Source organism: Streptomyces seoulensis (genome assembly GCF_004328625.1).
In the GTDB taxonomy this organism is placed as follows: Bacteria; Actinomycetota; Actinomycetes; order Streptomycetales; family Streptomycetaceae; genus Streptomyces; species Streptomyces seoulensis.
Genome location: NZ_CP032229.1, coordinates 949,372 through 966,093, shown reverse-complemented (window position 1 = coordinate 966,093; position 16,722 = coordinate 949,372). Strand labels below are relative to the sequence as shown.

Genomic DNA, 16,722 nt, shown 5'->3' with positions numbered 1-16,722 from the left:
CCTTGTGCGCGCGCTCCTGGTACGGCGCCGCACTCAAGCCTTCAGTCAGGAGAGACCGGTGTCAGACGTCCGTGTGATCATCCAACGCGATTCCGAGCGGGAAGAGCGCGTGGTGACGACGGGCACTACCGCCGCCGACCTCTTCGCGGGCGAGCGCTCCATCATCGCCGCGCGCGTGGCGGGCGAGCTGAAGGACCTCGCCTACCAGCTGTCCGACGGCGACGAGGTCGAGGGCGTCGAGATCTCCTCCGAGGACGGCCTCGGCATCCTGCGCCACTCCACCGCGCACGTCATGGCGCAGGCCGTGCAGGAGCTGTTCCCCGAGGCCAAGCTGGGCATCGGCCCGCCGGTCAAGGACGGCTTCTACTACGACTTCGACGTGGAGAAGCCCTTCCACCCCGATGACCTCAAGGCCATCGAGAAGAAGATGCAGGAGATCCAGAAGCGGGGCCAGAAGTTCTCCCGCCGCGTGGTCTCCGACGAGGACGCCCGCGCCGAGCTGGCCGACGAGCCGTACAAGCTGGAGCTGATCGGCCTCAAGGGCTCGGCCTCCTCCGACGACGGCGCGGACGTCGAGGTCGGCGCCGGCGAGCTGACCATCTACGACAACCTCGACGCCAAGACCGGCGAGCTGTGCTGGAAGGACCTCTGCCGGGGTCCCCACCTGCCCTCCACCCGCAACATCCCGGCGTTCAAGCTGATGCGCAACGCGGCCGCCTACTGGCGCGGCAGCGAGAAGAACCCGATGCTCCAGCGCATCTACGGCACCGCCTGGCCGTCCAGGGACGAGCTGAAGGCGCACCTGGAGTTCCTCGCCGAGGCCGAGAAGCGCGACCACCGCAAGCTCGGCAACGAGCTGGACCTCTTCTCCATCCCGGAGCAGATCGGCTCCGGCCTCGCCGTCTTCCACCCCAAGGGCGGCATCATCCGCCGGGTCATGGAGGACTACTCGCGGCGCCGCCACGAGGAGGAGGGCTACGAGTTCGTCTACACCCCGCACGCGACCAAGGGGAAGCTCTTCGAGACCTCGGGCCACCTGGACTGGTACGCCGACGGCATGTACCCGCCCATGCAGCTCGACGAGGGCGTGGACTACTACCTCAAGCCCATGAACTGCCCGATGCACAACCTGATCTTCGACGCGCGCGGCCGCTCGTACCGTGAACTGCCGCTGCGCCTCTTCGAGTTCGGGACCGTGTACCGGTACGAGAAGTCGGGCGTCGTGCACGGCCTCACCCGGGCCCGGGGCTTCACCCAGGACGACGCGCACATCTACTGCACCCGTGAGCAGATGGCGGAGGAGCTCGACAAGACGCTCACCTTCGTCCTCGGCCTGCTGCGGGACTACGGTCTGACCGACTTCTACCTGGAGCTGTCCACCAAGGACCCGGAGAAGTTCGTCGGCTCGGACGACGCCTGGGAAGAGGCCACGGAGACCCTGCGCCAGGTCGCCGAGAAGCAGGGTCTGCCGCTGGTGCCCGACCCCGGTGGCGCCGCGTTCTACGGCCCCAAGATCTCCGTCCAGGCCAAGGACGCGATCGGCCGTACCTGGCAGATGTCGACCATCCAGCTCGACTTCAACCTGCCCGAGCGGTTCGACCTGGAGTACACCGGCCCCGACGGCTCCAAGCAGCGTCCGGTGATGATCCACCGCGCCCTGTTCGGCTCCATCGAGCGGTTCTTCGCGGTGCTGCTGGAGCACTACGCGGGCGCCTTCCCGGCGTGGCTCGCCCCGGTGCAGGCGGTGGGCATCCCGATCGGGGACGCGCACGTCGAGTACCTGGAGAAGTTCGCGGCCGAGGCCAAGCGGAAGGGGCTGCGGGTCGAGGTGGACTCCTCCTCGGACCGGATGCAGAAGAAGATCCGCAACGCCCAGCGGCAGAAGGTGCCGTTCATGATCATCGTCGGTGACGAGGACATGAACGCGGACACCGTCTCCTTCCGCTACCGCGACGGCTCGCAGGAGAACGGCATCCCGTTCGAGGACGCCATCGCCAAGATCGAGAAGGTCGTGGCGGAGCGGGTCCAGGTCTGACCCGGCCAGATCCGTACGAACCCCGGGGCGTCACCGCCGCCCCGGGGGTTCGTCGTCCTCCTCCCGCGCGAACACCTGTAGCAGCCACGACGAGAACGAGCCCGTCACCGCGCCCAGCAGGGCCAGGCCGCCCGCCATCATCGCCACCGCGATGATCCGGCCGCCGGCGGTGACCGGGACGACATCGCCGTAGCCCACCGTCGACAGCGTGGAGCAGGCCCACCAGACCGCGTCGCCGAAGGTCCGCATGTGCGAGGCCGGGGCGCCCTTCTCCTGCTGGTAGACCGCGAGCGCGCCCGTGAAGCCCATCAGCAGGGTGGTGATCCCCGAGTAGGCGATGACCCGCGCGTACAGCGGGAGCCGGGGCAGGCCGCGCCGGTGCTCCATGGACTCGTAGACCCGGACCACCCGCAACGGCCGCAGCAGGGGCAGCAGCAGGACGAGCGTGTCGAGCCAGTGGGTGCGCACGAAGCGCGGGCCCTGCCCGCTCAGCCGCCAGCGCATCGCGTAGTCCACGGCGAACAGGGCCCAGCAGGCGACCAGCAGCACCAGCCAGATGCCGTCCCAGGCGGTGCCCAGGCTGGGCGCGAGCACCAGGGCCGCGTAGGAACCGAGGAACGTCAGGGACGCCACGGTGAGCGGCATCTCGGCCCGGCGCTCCCAGCGGGTCTTGGTTCTGTCGTGGTGCACCGGCCCAGCTTCGCCGCCGGGAGTCTTCGCGCGGCCCCGGCGACACGCCGCGAACGGGCGAAGCCATATGCTGCCTTGCATGACGAGTGAGCCGGAGCAGCAGATCGGAGTGGGGACGCAGGACGCGTTCCAGCGCCTGTGGACGCCCCACCGGATGGCCTACATCCAGGGCGAGAACAAGCCGAGCGGTCCGGGCGCGGACGACGGCTGCCCGTTCTGCTCGATCCCGGCGAAGTCCGACGAGGACGGCCTGATCGTGCGCCGGGGTGAGCATGTGTACGCGGTGCTCAACCTGTACCCGTACAACGGCGGTCATCTGATGACGGTGCCGTACCGGCATGTGGCGGACTACACGGATCTGACGGTGCCGGAGACGGCCGAGCTGGCGGAGCTGACGAAGCAGGCGATGACGGCGCTGCGTACGGCGTCCGGGGCGCACGGGTTCAACATCGGGATGAACCAGGGCGCGGTCGCGGGCGCGGGCATCGCGGCCCACCTGCACCAGCACATCGTGCCGCGCTGGGGCGGGGACACGAACTTCATGCCGGTGGTGGGCCAGACGAAGGTCCTGCCGCAGCTGCTCGGCGACACCCGCAAGATGCTGGCGGACGCCTGGCCGGAGAGCTGAGTACGCCTACGCGTCGTACAGGTCGGCCTTCCTCGGGGACGGGTCCTGGACCAGGCCGCTGAGGAAGGCGGAGCGGGCGCCGAACTTCTCGGTGTCCACGCCGTTCTCCTTGAGCACCTTGATCGCGGCCGAGTGCACCACCCGCAGGACCGGGGTGGCGGCGCGCAGGGCGTCGTCGGCCATGAAGCGGTGGCGCCAGGGCTGGTCGGCCCAGGAGTGCCGCAGGCCGAAGGGCTCGGGGAGGCCGATGGAGCCGCCGAGCCAGTTCAGGGTCGGCGTGAACCGGGTCAGCGGGGCACGCACGGCGAGGCGTACGACCTCGTCGGTGGGGACCAGTGGGAGCTTGACGGTGCGGTTCTCCCACGGCTTCAGGGTCTTGGCGACGTCCTTGGTGGGGGCGGCCGGCTTGGCGTGGAAGAGCGGGTTGACCGGGCCGAGCGCGTGGCCGGTGACCTCGATGCGCAGCGTCTCGTGGAGGACGGTCACCGTGATCATCATGGTGAGGACGAGCTGGCCGTCCCACAGGGTCCACTGGACGCCCAGGTAGTGCCGGTCGCCGCTGCCGAACTGCTGCTTGTTGCAGATCTCCTGTATGGCGTGCGGCTTGACCTGGAACGCCTCGACGTCGGTGCCGTCGGGCCGGGAGACCGCGTCGGCCTTCTCGCCGATCGGGGTGACGATCCAGTGCCGTACGGACGGGCGCGGGAAGCCGCCGGTGTTCAGCGGGCCGCGCTCCAGCAGGCTGAGCTGGTCGTGGATGGCGCGTATGACGTCCCAGCTGCGGAAGGGGTGGATCTCGCGCGGGGGTTCGGCGGAGACGAGTTCCTCGGCGAGCTGCCAGGAGCCCCAGCGGGTGCCCATGCCGAGGATGCCCTTGGGGCCGGCGTAGAAGACGGAGTTGGAGCGCTGTTCGGCGCCGAGGCGGGCCAGGGACTGGCGGAGCTGTTCGGCGGCGGTCTCGCCGGGGCTGCGGGGTACGGCCTCGGGGACCTTGGCGCCGACGCTGCTGCCGGAGAGCAGTCCGGCCCAGCGTTCGCGCAGGTCGGCGGCGGTGCGCTCGCAGACGCGGCGGGCCCAGAACCAGCCGAGGACGGGGACGACGACGGCGGCGCGGATGTACCAGCCCAGGAGGCCGTGGAAGGGCAGCTTGAGCAGGAAGAGGACGGCGAGCACGCCGACCCCGGCGAGCAGCGCGGTGCCGAGGGCGCCGGCCCGGCCCTCGCGCTTGGCCAGGAACGACCGGAGCAGGAAGACCAGGAGCCAGGCGATGAGGCCGGGCAGGAAGATCAGCCCGCAGACGACCATCACGAGGGTCAGCTTGTCGTCGCGGTCGCGGCGGATGTGGTTGGCGGCGAGGCAGTGTTCGACGACGACCTGGGGGTCGGCGCCGAAGGACTGGATCAGGGGCTTGCGGCCGGGGGCCAGGAGGCGGTCGGCTACGGCACGGGAGAAGGCTTCGCCCAGGTTGGGGCGGAACAGCGGGATGCGGCCGGCCTTGACGGTGGACTCGTGCCACTCGTTGTCGGCCTTCTTGATCTCCACGATGGGGTTGTCCCGGTAGGCCGCCGAGGCCAGTGCGAGGGTCGCCGCCTGGCCCTCGTCCCCGGAGACGGGCACCTGTGGCCCGTCCCACTCCGTCCCTACCGACATTCCCGCCCCCATCGCCGCCGAGTCGCTTCTGCGGCCTTCCCGGCTTCCCCGCCGCGCACACCTGCCGAACCGGACATCGTTGCGATGTCCCGTGGCCACGGTGCCGGTTCGGCCGGGCCGGGACCCGGTGGCCAGGGTATCGGCAGCCGTACCCCGCGCGTCGGCGGACGGCCGAAGCCGCCCGCCGGCGCGGGGAGTTACGAGGTCTCGCCGTCCTGTTCGCGCAGTTTCTCCGCGACTTGGGGCGGCATCGGTTCGTGGCGGGCGTAGGCACGGCTGAAGGAGGCCGTGCCGTGGGAGAGGGAGCGCAGGTCGATGGCGTACCGGCCGATCTCGAACTCGGGTACCTCGGCGCGGATCAGGGTGCGTCCGGCGCCGGTCTGTTCGGTGCCGAGGACGCGGCCGCGCCGGGTGGAGAGGTCGCTCATGACGGCGCCGACGTAGTCGTCGGGGATGAGGACGGAGACCTCGGCGACCGGTTCCAGCAGGTGGATGCGGGTCTCGGCGGCGGCTTCGCGCAGGGCGAGGGCGCCGGCGGTCTGGAAGGCGGCGTCGGAGGAGTCGACGGAGTGGGACTTGCCGTCGAGCAGGGTGACGCGCACGTCGACCAGGGGGTGGCCGGCGGCGACGCCCTTGGCGGCCTGGGCGCGGACGCCCTTCTCTACGGAGGGGATGAACTGGCGGGGTACGGCGCCGCCGACGACCTTGTCCACGAACTCGATGCCGGAGCCGCCGGGCAGCGGCTCGACCTCGATCTCGCAGATGGCGAACTGGCCGTGCCCGCCGGACTGTTTGACGTGCCGGCCGCGTCCGGCGGCCTTGCCGGCGAAGGTCTCGCGCAGCGGCACCTTGTGCGGGACCACGTCGACCTGGACGCCGTAGCGGCTGCGGAGCCGTTCCAGGGCGACGTCGGCGTGGGCCTCGCCGAGACACCACAGGACGACCTGGTGGGTGTCCTGGTTCTGTTCCAGGCGCATGGTGGGGTCCTCGGCGACGAGCCGGGAGAGGCCGAGGGAGAGTTTGTCCTCGTCGGGCTTGCTGTGGGCCTGGATGGCGAGGGGGAGCAGCGGGTCGGGCATCCGCCAGGGCCGCATCAGCAGCGGGTCGTCCTTGGCGGAGAGGGTGTCGCCGGTCTCGGCGCGGCCGAGCTTGGCGACGCAGACGAGGTCGCCGGCGACGGCCCGGTCGACCGGGCGCTGCTGTCTGCCGAAGGCCATGGAGAGGGCGCCGACCTTCTCGTCGACGTCGTGGTCCTCGTGGCCCCGGTCGGCGAGGCCGTGTCCGGAGACGTGCACGGTGTCGTCGGGGCGCAGGGTGCCGGAGAAGACGCGGACCAGGGAGAGGCGGCCGACGTAGGGGTCGGAGGAGGTCTTGACGACCTCGGCGACCAGGGGGCCCTCGGTGTCGCAGGGGGCCAGCTCGCGGGGGGTGCCGTCGATGCCGGTGACCTCGGGCAGGGGGTGCTCGAAGGGGGTGGGGAAGCCCCGGGTGATCAGTTCCAGGAGTTCCACGGTGCCGAGGCCCTGGCGGGCGCCCTCGGCGGCGGGCGCGGCGGCGAGGACGGGGTGGAAAGTGCCGCGGGCGACGGCGCGTTCGAGGTCCTCGACGAGCGTCTTGACGTCGACCTGTTCGCCGCCGAGGTAGCGGTCCATGAGGGTCTCGTCCTCGCTCTCGGCGATGATCCCCTCGATGAGCCGGTCCCGGGCGCCCTCCAGGGTGGGGAGCTGGTCCTCGCCGGGTTCGGACTCCTTGCGTTCGCCGGCCGAGTAGTCGAAGAGCTTCTGCGAGAGCAGGCCGACCAGGCCGGTCACCGGGGCGTGTCCGTCGGGTCCGGCGGGGCCGCGCAGCGGGAGGTAGAGGGGGAGGACGGCGTCGGGGTCGTCGGCGCCGAACGCCTCGGCGCACACCCGGGTCATCTCCTCGAAGTCGGCGCGGGCGGACTCCAGGTGCGTGACGACGATGGCGCGGGGCATGCCGACGGCCTGGCACTCCTCCCACACCATCCGGGTCGCGCCGTCCACGCCGTCGGCGGCGGAGACGACGAAGAGGGCCGCGTCCGCCGCGCGCAGACCGGCCCTCAGCTCCCCGACGAAGTCGGCGTATCCGGGGGTGTCGAGGAGGTTGACCTTGATCCCGTCCCATTCGACGGGGACCAGCGAGAGCTGTACGGAGCGGTGCTGGCGGTGCTCGATGTCGTCGTGGTCGGAGACGGTGCCGCCGTCCTCGACGCGGCCCGCCCGGTTCACCGCCCCCGCGGTGAGTGCGAGGGCCTCCACCAGGGTGGTCTTGCCCGATCCGGAGGGGCCGACCAGCACCACGTTCCGTACGGACGCGGGGTGGTCGGCCGTCACTGCTCTGCCGGCGGCTCCGGGGTGTGTGTGCGTCTTGTCGCCCATGGTTCTGCCTCCCGTGCACGGTGAGGTCATCGGGGACGCGAACGCGGCGGGGTCCCGCGTGGGTGCGGCGGCTCCGGCGGCGCCCGCGGTCCTTCGAGCTTTCCACTCCCGTCATGCCGCGTCCATACGACGGCCCCCCGGGAACCCGGTGCGGTCGTCGGGGACCGTGGGGATGGTCACGGATCGTGCCGTGACGGAGGGTGCGCGCCCCCGTGCGCGGGCGCGCGTGACTACGATGGGCCAGCCGACGGCCACCAGGGGCCACGGCGACACCGACCGTCGGGAAGGCCATGCTGAACAAGTACGCGCGTGCATTCTTCACGCGTGTCCTCACGCCGTTCGCCGCGTTTCTCATCCGGCGGGGGGTGAGCCCCGACACGGTGACGCTCATCGGCACCGCCGGTGTGGTCGCGGGTGCGCTGGTCTTCTACCCCCGGGGAGAGTTCTTCTGGGGCACGATCGTGATCACGCTCTTCGTCTTCTCCGACCTCGTCGACGGGAACATGGCCCGCCAGCTCGGCCGCTCCAGCCGCTGGGGCGCCTTCCTGGACTCCACCCTGGACCGGGTCGCGGACGGCGCGATCTTCGGCGGCTTCGCCCTCTGGTACGCGGGCAACGGCGACGACAACGCGCTGTGCGCGGTCTCCCTCTTCTGTCTGGCCAGCGGCCAGGTGGTGTCGTACACCAAGGCGCGCGGCGAGGCGATCGGGCTGCCGGTGGCGGTCAACGGGCTGGTGGAGCGGGCCGAGCGGCTGGTGATCTCGCTGGTCGCGGCCGGGTTCGCGGGCCTGCACAAGTTCGGGGTGCCGGGCATCCAGTACCTGCTGCCGGTCGCCCTGTGGATCGTCGCGGTCGGCAGCCTGGTCACGCTGGTCCAGCGGGTCGTCACCGTGCGCCGGGAGTCCGCCGAGGCGGAAGAGGCGGCCCGGCGGCTCGACGCAGGGAGCGAGGCGGCCCAGTGAACGCCGCCGACCGCCTGACCGACGGGCTGTACGCGCTCGGCTGGAGCACCGTCAAGAAGCTCCCCGAACCGGTCGCCGCCCAGCTGGGCCGTACCGTCGCGGACGCCGCCTGGAAGCGGCGCGGCAAGGGTGTCCAGCGGCTGGAGGCCAACTACGCGCGCGTGGTGCCGGACGCCTCCCCGCAGCGGCTCGCGGAGCTGTCCCGGGCGGGGATGCGCTCCTATCTGCGGTACTGGATGGAGTCCTTCCGGCTGCCCGCCTGGAGCGCGGAGCGGGTGCGCACCGGCTTCGACCCCAAGGGCGCCCACCATCTGACGGACGGCCTGGCCGCGGGCAAGGGCGTGATACTGGCCCTGCCGCACCTGGCCAACTGGGACCTGGCCGGCGCCTGGGTCACCACCACCCTCGGCATCCCCTTCACCACCGTCGCCGAGCGCCTGAAGCCGGAGACGCTGTACGACCGGTTCGTCGCCTACCGCGAGGGCCTGGGCATGGAGGTGCTGGCGCACAGCGGGGCCTCCGCCTTCGGCACCCTGGCCCGGCGGCTGCGCGACGGCGGCCTGGTCTGCCTGGTCGCGGACCGGGACCTGTCGGCCGCCGGTGTCGAGGTCGACTTCTTCGGCGAGCGCGCCCGGATGCCCGCCGGGCCCGCCCTGCTCGCCCAGCAGACCGGCGCCCAACTGCTCCCGGTCACCCTCTGGTACGACGACTCGCCCGTGATGCAGGGCCGCGTCCATCCGCCGGTCGAGGTGCCCGAGGGGGGTACGCGGATCGAGAAGACGGCCGTGATGACCCAGGCGCTGGCCGACACCTTCGCCTCCGGGATCGCCGAGCACCCGGAGGACTGGCACATGCTCCAGCGGCTGTGGCTCGCCGACCTCGATCCGGCGAAGGGACCCGCGTGAGAATCGGGATCGTCTGCCCGTACTCCTGGGACGTGCCCGGTGGCGTCCAGTTCCACATCCGGGACCTCGCCGAGTACTTCATCCGGCTCGGCCACGAGGTCTCCGTGCTGGCCCCGGCCGACGACGACACCCCGCTGCCGCCCTACGTGGTCTCGGCGGGCCGTGCGGTGCCGGTGCCGTACAACGGCTCGGTGGCCCGGCTGAACTTCGGGTTCCTGTCGGCGGCGCGGGTGCGGCGGTGGCTGCACGACGGCTCGTTCGACGTGGTGCACATCCACGAGCCGACGTCGCCCTCGCTCGGCCTGCTCACCTGCTGGGCGGCGCAGGGGCCCATCGTGGCCACCTTCCACACCTCCAACCCGCGCTCCCGCGCGATGATCGCCGCCTACGCGATCCTCCAGGCCGCGCTGGAGAAGATCAGCGCCCGGATCGCGGTGAGCGAGTACGCCCGCCGGACCCTGGTCGAGCACCTGGGCGGGGACGCGGTGGTGATCCCCAACGGGGTCGACGTGGACTTCTTCGCCGACGCCGAGCCCAAGGCGGAGTGGCAGGGCGGCACGATCGGCTTCATAGGGCGCATCGACGAGCCCCGCAAGGGCCTGCCGGTGCTGATGCGGGCGCTGCCGAAGATCGTCGCCGCGCATCCCGGGGCCCGGCTGCTGGTCGCGGGCCGGGGTGACGAGGAGGCCGCCGTCGAGGAGCTGCCCGAGGAGCTGCGCTCCCGCGTGGAGTTCCTCGGCATGGTCAGCGACGAGGACAAGGCCCGCTTCCTGCGCAGCGTCGACCTGTACGTGGCGCCCAACACCGGGGGCGAGAGCTTCGGCATCATCCTCGTCGAGGCCATGTCGGCGGGCGCCCCGGTGCTCGCCTCCGACCTGGACGCCTTCGTCCAGGTCCTCGACCAGGGCCGGGCGGGGGAGGTCTTCGCCAACGAGGACGCCGACGCGCTCGCGGAGAAGGCCGTGGCCCTGCTCGCCGACCCCGGGCGCCGGGCGGAGCTGCGGGAGCGGGGCAGCGCCCACGTACGCCGCTTCGACTGGTCCACGGTCGGCGCGGACATCCTCTCGGTGTACGAGACGGTCACCACCGGCACCGCGGCGGTCGCCACCGACGAGCGCCCCGGCCTCTGGTCACGCTTCGGGCTGGCCCGTGAGCGGGACGCGGAGGCGGACGCCCCGCACTCCACCGATAACCTTCGCGCGTGATCCCCACCCTCATCTGGATTCTCGTCGCGCTGCTGGCGGTCGGCGTCTACCTGAGCTGGACCGCCGGACGGCTGGACCGGCTGCATGTGCGCATGGACGCCGCCCGCGCCGCGCTGGACGCGCAGTTGCTGCGCCGGGCGTCCGTGGCCCAGGAACTCGCCACCTCCGGCGTCCTGGACCCGGCCGCCTCCATCGTGCTCTACGAGGCCGCGCACGCCGCCCGGCAGGCCGAGGAGGAGCAGCGCGAGGTCGCCGAGAGCGAGCTGAGCCAGGCGCTGCGCGCCGTGTTCGAGGACGCCCGCCAGGTCGAGGGCGTACGGGCGGCCCCCGGTGGCGAGGACGCGGCGCACGAGCTGGCCGAGGCGGTGCGCCGGGTGCCGATGGCCCGCCGCTTCCACAACGACGCGGTGGGCGCCGCCCGCCGGCTGCGCGGGCACCGCAAGGTCCGCTGGTTCCGCCTCGCCGGGCACGCGCCGTTCCCGCTGGCCTTCGAGATGGACGACGAACCGCCCGCCGCGCTGGTCGAACGGGTCGCCTGAGCCGAGTCCACGGCGGTCCCACGGGGGCACGCCGGGACAAAATGATCCACCGGCTTCCCATTGGCCCTTGCTGTGGCCCGGTCCGGTCGCGTTTCCTCGGCGGTGCAGAAGCCGTCTTACCCACCAGTGAGGTCACGCGTGTCCATCATCGACAACCAGGGTCCCGAGACCGGCACCGCCCGTGTGAAGCGCGGCATGGCCGAGCAGCTCAAGGGCGGCGTCATCATGGACGTGGTCAACGCCGAGCAGGCGAAGATCGCCGAGGACGCCGGCGCCGTGGCCGTCATGGCCCTGGAGCGGGTCCCGGCCGACATCCGCAAGGACGGCGGCGTGGCCCGGATGTCCGACCCGGACATGATCGAGGGCATCATCGACGCCGTCTCGATCCCGGTCATGGCCAAGTCCCGCATCGGCCACTTCGTCGAGGCCCAGGTGCTCCAGTCCCTCGGTGTCGACTACATCGACGAGTCCGAGGTGCTCACCCCGGCCGACGAGGTCAACCACTCCGACAAGTGGGCGTTCACCACCCCCTTCGTCTGCGGTGCCACCAACCTGGGCGAGGCCCTGCGCCGCATCGCCGAGGGCGCGGCCATGATCCGCTCCAAGGGCGAGGCCGGCACCGGCAACGTCGTGGAGGCCGTGCGCCACCTGCGCCAGATCAAGGGCGAGATCGCCAAGCTGCGCGGCTGCGACCACAACGAGCTGTTCGCCGCCGCCAAGGAGCTGCGCGCCCCCTACGAGCTGGTCAAGGAGGTCGCCGAGCTGGGCAAGCTCCCCGTCGTGCTGTTCTCCGCCGGCGGTGTCGCCACCCCGGCCGACGCCGCGCTGATGCGCCAGCTCGGCGCCGAGGGCGTCTTCGTGGGCTCCGGCATCTTCAAGTCCGGCGACCCGGCCAAGCGCGCCGCCGCCATCGTGAAGGCCACCACCTTCTACGACGACCCGAAGATCGTCGCGGACGCCTCCCGCAACCTCGGCGAGGCCATGGTCGGCATCAACTGCGACACCCTCCCCGAGACCGAGCGCTACGCCAACCGCGGCTGGTAGGACCTGCACACCATGAACACGCCCGTCATCGGCGTCCTGGCACTCCAGGGCGACGTACGGGAGCACCTCATCGCCCTGGCCGCGGCGGACGCCGTGGCCAGGCCGGTCAGGCGCCCCGAGGAACTCGCCGAGGTGGACGCCCTCGTCCTGCCCGGCGGTGAGTCCACCACCATCTCCAAACTGGCCGTCCTCTTCGGCCTGATGGAGCCCCTGCGCGCCCGCGTGCGTGCCGGCATGCCCGTCTACGGCACCTGCGCCGGGCTGATCCTGCTCGCCGACAAGATCCTCGACCCGCGCTCGGGCCAGGAGACCATCGGCGGCATCGACATGATCGTCCGCCGCAACGCCTTCGGCCGCCAGAACGAGTCCTTCGAGGCGGCGGTCGACGTCAGGGGCGTCGAGGGCGCTCCCGTGGAGGGCGTCTTCATCCGCGCCCCCTGGGTGGAGTCCGTGGGCGCGGCCGCCGAGGTGCTCGCCGAGCACGACGGCCACATCGTCGCCGTACGCCAGGACAACGTGCTCGCCACCTCGTTCCACCCGGAACTGACCGGCGACCACCGTGTGCACGCGCTCTTCGTCGACATGGTCCGCGCGAACCGGACACCGGAGTCCTTGTAGGATCTGCGGCGGTACCCCCCAGGCTCTCCCAGCGCCGGGGAGTCCGTATCGGATCGGGTTACGCGAAGGAGACAGGCAGATGTCCGGCCACTCTAAATGGGCTACGACGAAGCACAAGAAGGCCGTGATCGACGCCAAGCGCGGCAAGCTCTTCGCGAAGCTCATCAAGAACATCGAGGTCGCGGCCCGCATGGGCGGCGTCGACATCGAGGGCAACCCGACGCTCTACGACGCCATCCAGAAGGCGAAGAAGCAGTCGGTCCCCAACAAGAACATCGACTCCGCGGTCAAGCGCGGCGGCGGCCTTGAGGCCGGCGGCGCCGACTACGAGACGATCATGTACGAGGGTTACGGCCCCAACGGTGTCGCGGTGCTCATCGAGTGCCTCACCGACAACCGCAACCGCGCCGCCTCCGACGTCCGCGTCGCCATGACCCGCAACGGCGGCAACATGGCCGACCCCGGCTCGGTGTCGTACCTCTTCAATCGCAAGGGCGTCATCATCGTCCCCAAGGGCGAACTGACCGAGGACGACGTGCTCGGCGCGGTCCTGGACGCCGGTGCCGAGGAGGTCAACGACCTGGGTGAGTCCTTCGAGGTGCTCAGCGAGGCCACCGACCTGGTCGCGGTCCGCACCGCCCTCCAGGAGGCCGGCATCGACTACGACTCCGCCGACTCCAACTTCGTCCCGACCATGCAGGTCGAGCTGGACGAGGACGGCGCCCGGAAGATCTTCAAGCTGATCGACGCCCTTGAGGACAGCGACGACGTGCAGAACGTCTTCGCCAACTTCGACGTGAGCGACGACGTCATGGAGAAGGTCGACGCGTAACGCCGCCGCGAGCTTGGCAGTGCGGACGGGCCGACGGGTTTTCCCGTCGGCCCGTCGCGTTGCCGGGGCCCGGTTGCGGGGCGTTGTCGGTGTCACCCGATAGCCTGCACAAACAGGTGATCGAAGGGTTGGGGGCGGCGTGCGGGTACTCGGGGTGGACCCCGGACTGACGCGGTGCGGGGTCGGCGTGGTCGAGGGGGTCGCGGGGCGGCCGCTCACCATGGTCGGCGTCGGTGTCGTCCGTACGCCCCCCGACGCCGAGCTGAGCCACCGGTTGCTCGCCGTCGAGCAGGGCCTCGAACAGTGGCTCGACGAGCACCGGCCGGAATTCGTCGCCGTGGAGCGGGTCTTCAGCCAGCACAACGTCAGCACCGTCATGGGCACCGCCCAGGCCAGCGCCGTCGCCATGCTGTGCGCGGCCCGGCGCGGCATCCCGGTCGCCCTGCACACCCCCAGCGAGGTCAAGGCCGCCGTCACCGGCACCGGCCGCGCCGACAAGGCCCAGGTCGGCGCCATGGTCACCCGGCTGCTCCGGCTCAGCGCACCCCCCAAGCCGGCCGACGCCGCCGACGCCCTCGCGCTCGCCATCTGCCACATCTGGCGCGCCCCCGCCCAGAACCGGCTCCAGCAGGCGGTCGCCGAGCACACGGCCCGCCGCACCCCACAGGCAACGAAAGGCCGAACGGCATGATCGCCTTCGTCAGCGGCACCGTCGCCGCCCTCGCCCCCGACTCGGCGGTCGTCGAGGTCGGCGGGGTCGGCATGGCCGTCCAGTGCACCCCCGACACCCTGGCGAAACTCCGCGTCGGCCAGGCCGCCCGGCTGCACACCTCCCTCGTCGTCCGCGAGGACTCGCTCACCCTGTACGGCTTCGCCGACGACGACGAGCGCCAGGTCTTCGAGCTGCTCCAGACCGCCAGCGGCGTCGGCCCCCGCCTCGCCCAGGCCATGCTCGCCACCCACCGCCCGGACACGCTGCGCCGCGCCGTCGCCACCGCCGACGAGAAGGCCCTCACCGCCGTGCCCGGCATCGGCAAGAAGGGCGCCCAGAAGCTGCTGCTGGAGCTGAAGGACCGGCTCGGCGCCCCCATCGGCGCCCCCGCAGTCGGCGCCTCGGTGAGTCAGGGCTGGCGCGACCAGCTGCACGCGGCCCTCATCGGCCTGGGGTACGCCACCCGCGAGGCCGACGAGGCCGTCACCGCCGTGACCCCCCAGGCCGAGGCGGCGGGCGGTACCCCCCAGGTCGGCCAGCTGCTCAAGGCCGCCCTCCAGACCCTGAACCGCGCCCGCTGACCCGCGCGCATCCCGCTAGGAGCACCTGAAGTGAACTGGGACGACACGACGGACGGCGCCGCCGCGGAACGGCTGGTGGACACCGCCGCCGACCGGGAGGACCAAGCCGTCGAAGCCGCCCTGCGCCCCAAGGACCTCGGCGAGTTCATCGGCCAGGAGAAGGTGCGCGAACAGCTCGACCTCGTGCTGCGCGCCGCCCGCGCGCGCGGAGCCACCGCCGACCACGTGCTGCTCTCCGGCGCCCCCGGCCTCGGCAAGACCACCCTGTCGATGATCATCGCGGCCGAGATGGGCGCCCCCATCCGCATCACCTCCGGCCCCGCCATCCAGCACGCCGGCGACCTCGCCGCGATCCTCTCCTCCCTCCAGGAGGGCGAGGTCCTCTTCCTGGACGAGATCCACCGCATGTCCCGGCCCGCCGAGGAGATGCTGTACATGGCGATGGAGGACTTCCGGGTCGACGTCATCGTCGGCAAGGGCCCCGGCGCCACCGCCATCCCGCTGGAACTGCCCCCCTTCACCCTGGTCGGCGCCACCACCCGCGCGGGCCTGCTGCCGCCCCCGCTGCGCGACCGCTTCGGCTTCACCGCGCACATGGAGTTCTACGAGCCCCGCGAACTCCAGCGGGTCGTGCACCGCTCGGCCGCCCTGCTGGACGTCGAGATCGACCCGTCAGGCGCCGCCGAGATCGCCGGCCGCTCGCGCGGCACGCCCCGGATCGCCAACCGGCTGCTGCGCCGGGTGCGGGACTACGCCCAGGTCAAGGCGGACGGCCTGATCACCGAGGACATCGCCGCCGCCGCCCTCGCCGTGTACGAGGTGGACGAGCGCGGCCTCGACCGGCTCGACCGGGGCGTGCTGGAGGCGCTGCTGAAGCTGTTCGGCGGCGGCCCGGTCGGCCTGTCCACGCTGGCCGTCGCGGTGGGGGAGGAGCGGGAGACGGTGGAGGAGGTCGCCGAACCGTTCCTGGTGCGCGAGGGTCTGCTCGCCCGCACCCCGCGCGGGCGCGTGGCGACCCCGGCGGCCTGGGCGCACCTCGGCCTCACCCCGCCGCAGCGGCCGGTCACCGGAAACGGACAACAGGACCTGTTCGGGGCGTGAGACCGGCGCATTGGCCCCAGGAGGAACCCAGGTGCCATGCTGAGCGTTGTTCCATGCGCGCGGACTCGCTTAGACTCCGCCGATGCCGCCCTTGCGGGCGACGCCGACCAGCCCCCTCCAACAGGCCGCTCACCGCGCGGTCACGCGAAGGAAATTCCGCCTCGTGAATGTCTACACCCTTCTCCCCTTCATCGTGCTCATCGCGGTCATGTTCCTGATGACGCGCTCGGCCAAGAAGAAGCAGCAGCAGGCCGCCAACATGCGGAACGAGATGCAGCCCGGTTCGGGTGTGCGCACGATCGGGGGGATGTACGCGACGGTCAAGGAGGTCACGGAGGACACCGTCCTCCTCGACGCCGGGCCGGGCGTCGAGCTGATCTTCGCCAAGAACGCGATCGGCGCCGTCCTCTCCGACGACGAGTACAACCGCATCATCCACGGCATCGAGCACGACCTGAAGTCGGACTCCGAGATCGTCCCGGACGACGCCTCCTCCCTCACCGCCGCCGACGCCGAGCACAAGGCCGTCGACTTCGGCAAGAAGGACGCCGCCGAGGAGACCCCGGTCGCCGAGGACAAGACGCCCGCCGACAAGGCCGGGACCGTCGAGGCCGCCAAGGACGACACCGTCGTGAACAAGGCGGAGGCGGCCGAGCCGGCCGAGGCGCCGAAGAAGACCGACGGCGACACCGACGCGAAGTAGTCACGTCCCCGGGGCGTCCCGGCGCCCCGCACCGGGCGCACGGCACGCCCCGGACGCTTCTGTTTCCCGCACGGAATCCCGACACCATGTCATGGCCACCGGCGCCCACGGCGCACCGGGA

15 protein-coding genes and 1 pseudogene are annotated in these 16,722 nt (G+C 71.6%); 13 read left to right on the top strand and 3 right to left on the bottom strand.

The features are described 5' to 3' along the window. Positions 1 to 58: 58 nt before the first annotated feature. A complete protein-coding gene (thrS, locus tag D0Z67_RS04515) occupies positions 59 to 2,035 on the top strand; it encodes a threonine--tRNA ligase (protein WP_031180137.1) in 1,977 nt (658 codons plus the stop codon). Between the two features lie 30 nt (positions 2,036 to 2,065). Here thrS and D0Z67_RS04510 read toward each other — a convergent pair whose 3' ends face one another. Continuing rightward, a complete protein-coding gene (locus D0Z67_RS04510) occupies positions 2,066 to 2,680 on the bottom strand; it encodes a potassium channel family protein (protein ID WP_051887533.1) in 615 nt (204 codons plus the stop codon). 112 nt (positions 2,681 to 2,792) lie between these two features. Here D0Z67_RS04510 and D0Z67_RS04505 point away from each other — a divergent pair, with 112 nt between their 5' ends. Continuing rightward, positions 2,793 to 3,353 carry an HIT family protein gene (locus D0Z67_RS04505; RefSeq protein WP_078873140.1) on the top strand — a complete coding sequence of 187 codons (561 nt, stop codon included), beginning with the start codon at positions 2,793 to 2,795 and terminating at the stop codon, positions 3,351 to 3,353. A gap of 6 nt (positions 3,354 to 3,359) precedes the next feature. On the opposite strand, the gene D0Z67_RS04500 is transcribed toward D0Z67_RS04505, so the two are convergent. Further along, on the bottom strand, positions 3,360 to 5,003 hold the full coding sequence (locus D0Z67_RS04500) for a membrane protein (RefSeq protein WP_031180140.1): 1,644 nt from the start codon (positions 5,001 to 5,003) through the stop codon (positions 3,360 to 3,362). Between the two features lie 197 nt (positions 5,004 to 5,200). Further along, positions 5,201 to 7,399: an elongation factor G-like protein EF-G2 gene (locus D0Z67_RS04495; RefSeq protein ID WP_031180141.1), complete on the bottom strand. Its 2,199-nt coding sequence runs from the start codon at positions 7,397 to 7,399 to the stop codon at positions 5,201 to 5,203. Between the two features lie 235 nt (positions 7,400 to 7,634). On the opposite strand from D0Z67_RS04495, the pseudogene pgsA reads away from it, so the two are divergent. The 11 genes and pseudogenes from pgsA (at position 7,635) to yajC (ending at position 16,601) form a co-directional block, all read left to right on the top strand. Beyond that, a pseudogene (pgsA, locus tag D0Z67_RS04490) lies at positions 7,635 to 8,361 on the top strand (phosphatidylinositol phosphate synthase). Further along, positions 8,358 to 9,266: a phosphatidylinositol mannoside acyltransferase gene (locus D0Z67_RS04485; protein ID WP_031180143.1), complete on the top strand. Its 909-nt coding sequence runs from the start codon at positions 8,358 to 8,360 to the stop codon at positions 9,264 to 9,266. The pseudogene pgsA and the gene D0Z67_RS04485 overlap by 4 nt, the downstream one beginning before the upstream one ends. After that, the gene (locus D0Z67_RS04480; protein WP_051887525.1) at positions 9,263 to 10,471 is read left to right on the top strand and encodes a glycosyltransferase family 4 protein; all 1,209 of its coding nucleotides are present in this window, start codon (positions 9,263 to 9,265) and stop codon (positions 10,469 to 10,471) included. Before D0Z67_RS04485 ends, D0Z67_RS04480 begins: the two co-directional genes overlap by 4 nt. After that, positions 10,468 to 11,010, top strand: a complete 543-nt coding sequence (locus tag D0Z67_RS04475) for a LemA family protein (protein WP_031180145.1) — start codon at positions 10,468 to 10,470, stop codon at positions 11,008 to 11,010. The genes D0Z67_RS04480 and D0Z67_RS04475 overlap by 4 nt, the downstream gene beginning before the upstream one ends. Positions 11,011 to 11,148: 138 nt before the next feature. Further along, positions 11,149 to 12,054 carry a pyridoxal 5'-phosphate synthase lyase subunit PdxS gene (pdxS, locus tag D0Z67_RS04470; protein ID WP_030810697.1) on the top strand — a complete coding sequence of 302 codons (906 nt, stop codon included), beginning with the start codon at positions 11,149 to 11,151 and terminating at the stop codon, positions 12,052 to 12,054. Between the two features lie 12 nt (positions 12,055 to 12,066). After that, entirely contained in the window at positions 12,067 to 12,672 is a 606-nt protein-coding gene (gene pdxT, locus D0Z67_RS04465; protein WP_031180146.1) for a pyridoxal 5'-phosphate synthase glutaminase subunit PdxT, read from the top strand. 79 nt (positions 12,673 to 12,751) lie between these two features. Next, positions 12,752 to 13,504 carry a YebC/PmpR family DNA-binding transcriptional regulator gene (locus tag D0Z67_RS04460; protein WP_031180147.1) on the top strand — a complete coding sequence of 251 codons (753 nt, stop codon included), beginning with the start codon at positions 12,752 to 12,754 and terminating at the stop codon, positions 13,502 to 13,504. 139 nt (positions 13,505 to 13,643) lie between these two features. Then, positions 13,644 to 14,195 (top strand): crossover junction endodeoxyribonuclease RuvC, encoded by a 552-nt coding sequence (ruvC, locus tag D0Z67_RS04455; RefSeq protein ID WP_031180148.1) that lies wholly within the window; start codon positions 13,644 to 13,646, stop codon positions 14,193 to 14,195. Then, positions 14,192 to 14,797: a Holliday junction branch migration protein RuvA gene (gene ruvA, locus D0Z67_RS04450; protein ID WP_031180149.1), complete on the top strand. Its 606-nt coding sequence runs from the start codon at positions 14,192 to 14,194 to the stop codon at positions 14,795 to 14,797. Before ruvC ends, ruvA begins: the two co-directional genes overlap by 4 nt. Positions 14,798 to 14,827: 30 nt before the next feature. After that, positions 14,828 to 15,898 (top strand): Holliday junction branch migration DNA helicase RuvB, encoded by a 1,071-nt coding sequence (ruvB, locus tag D0Z67_RS04445; protein ID WP_031180150.1) that lies wholly within the window; start codon positions 14,828 to 14,830, stop codon positions 15,896 to 15,898. Between the two features lie 163 nt (positions 15,899 to 16,061). Then, positions 16,062 to 16,601, top strand: coding sequence for a preprotein translocase subunit YajC (yajC, locus tag D0Z67_RS04440; protein ID WP_031180151.1), 540 nt, complete (start codon positions 16,062 to 16,064; stop codon positions 16,599 to 16,601). Positions 16,602 to 16,722 lie beyond the last annotated feature (121 nt).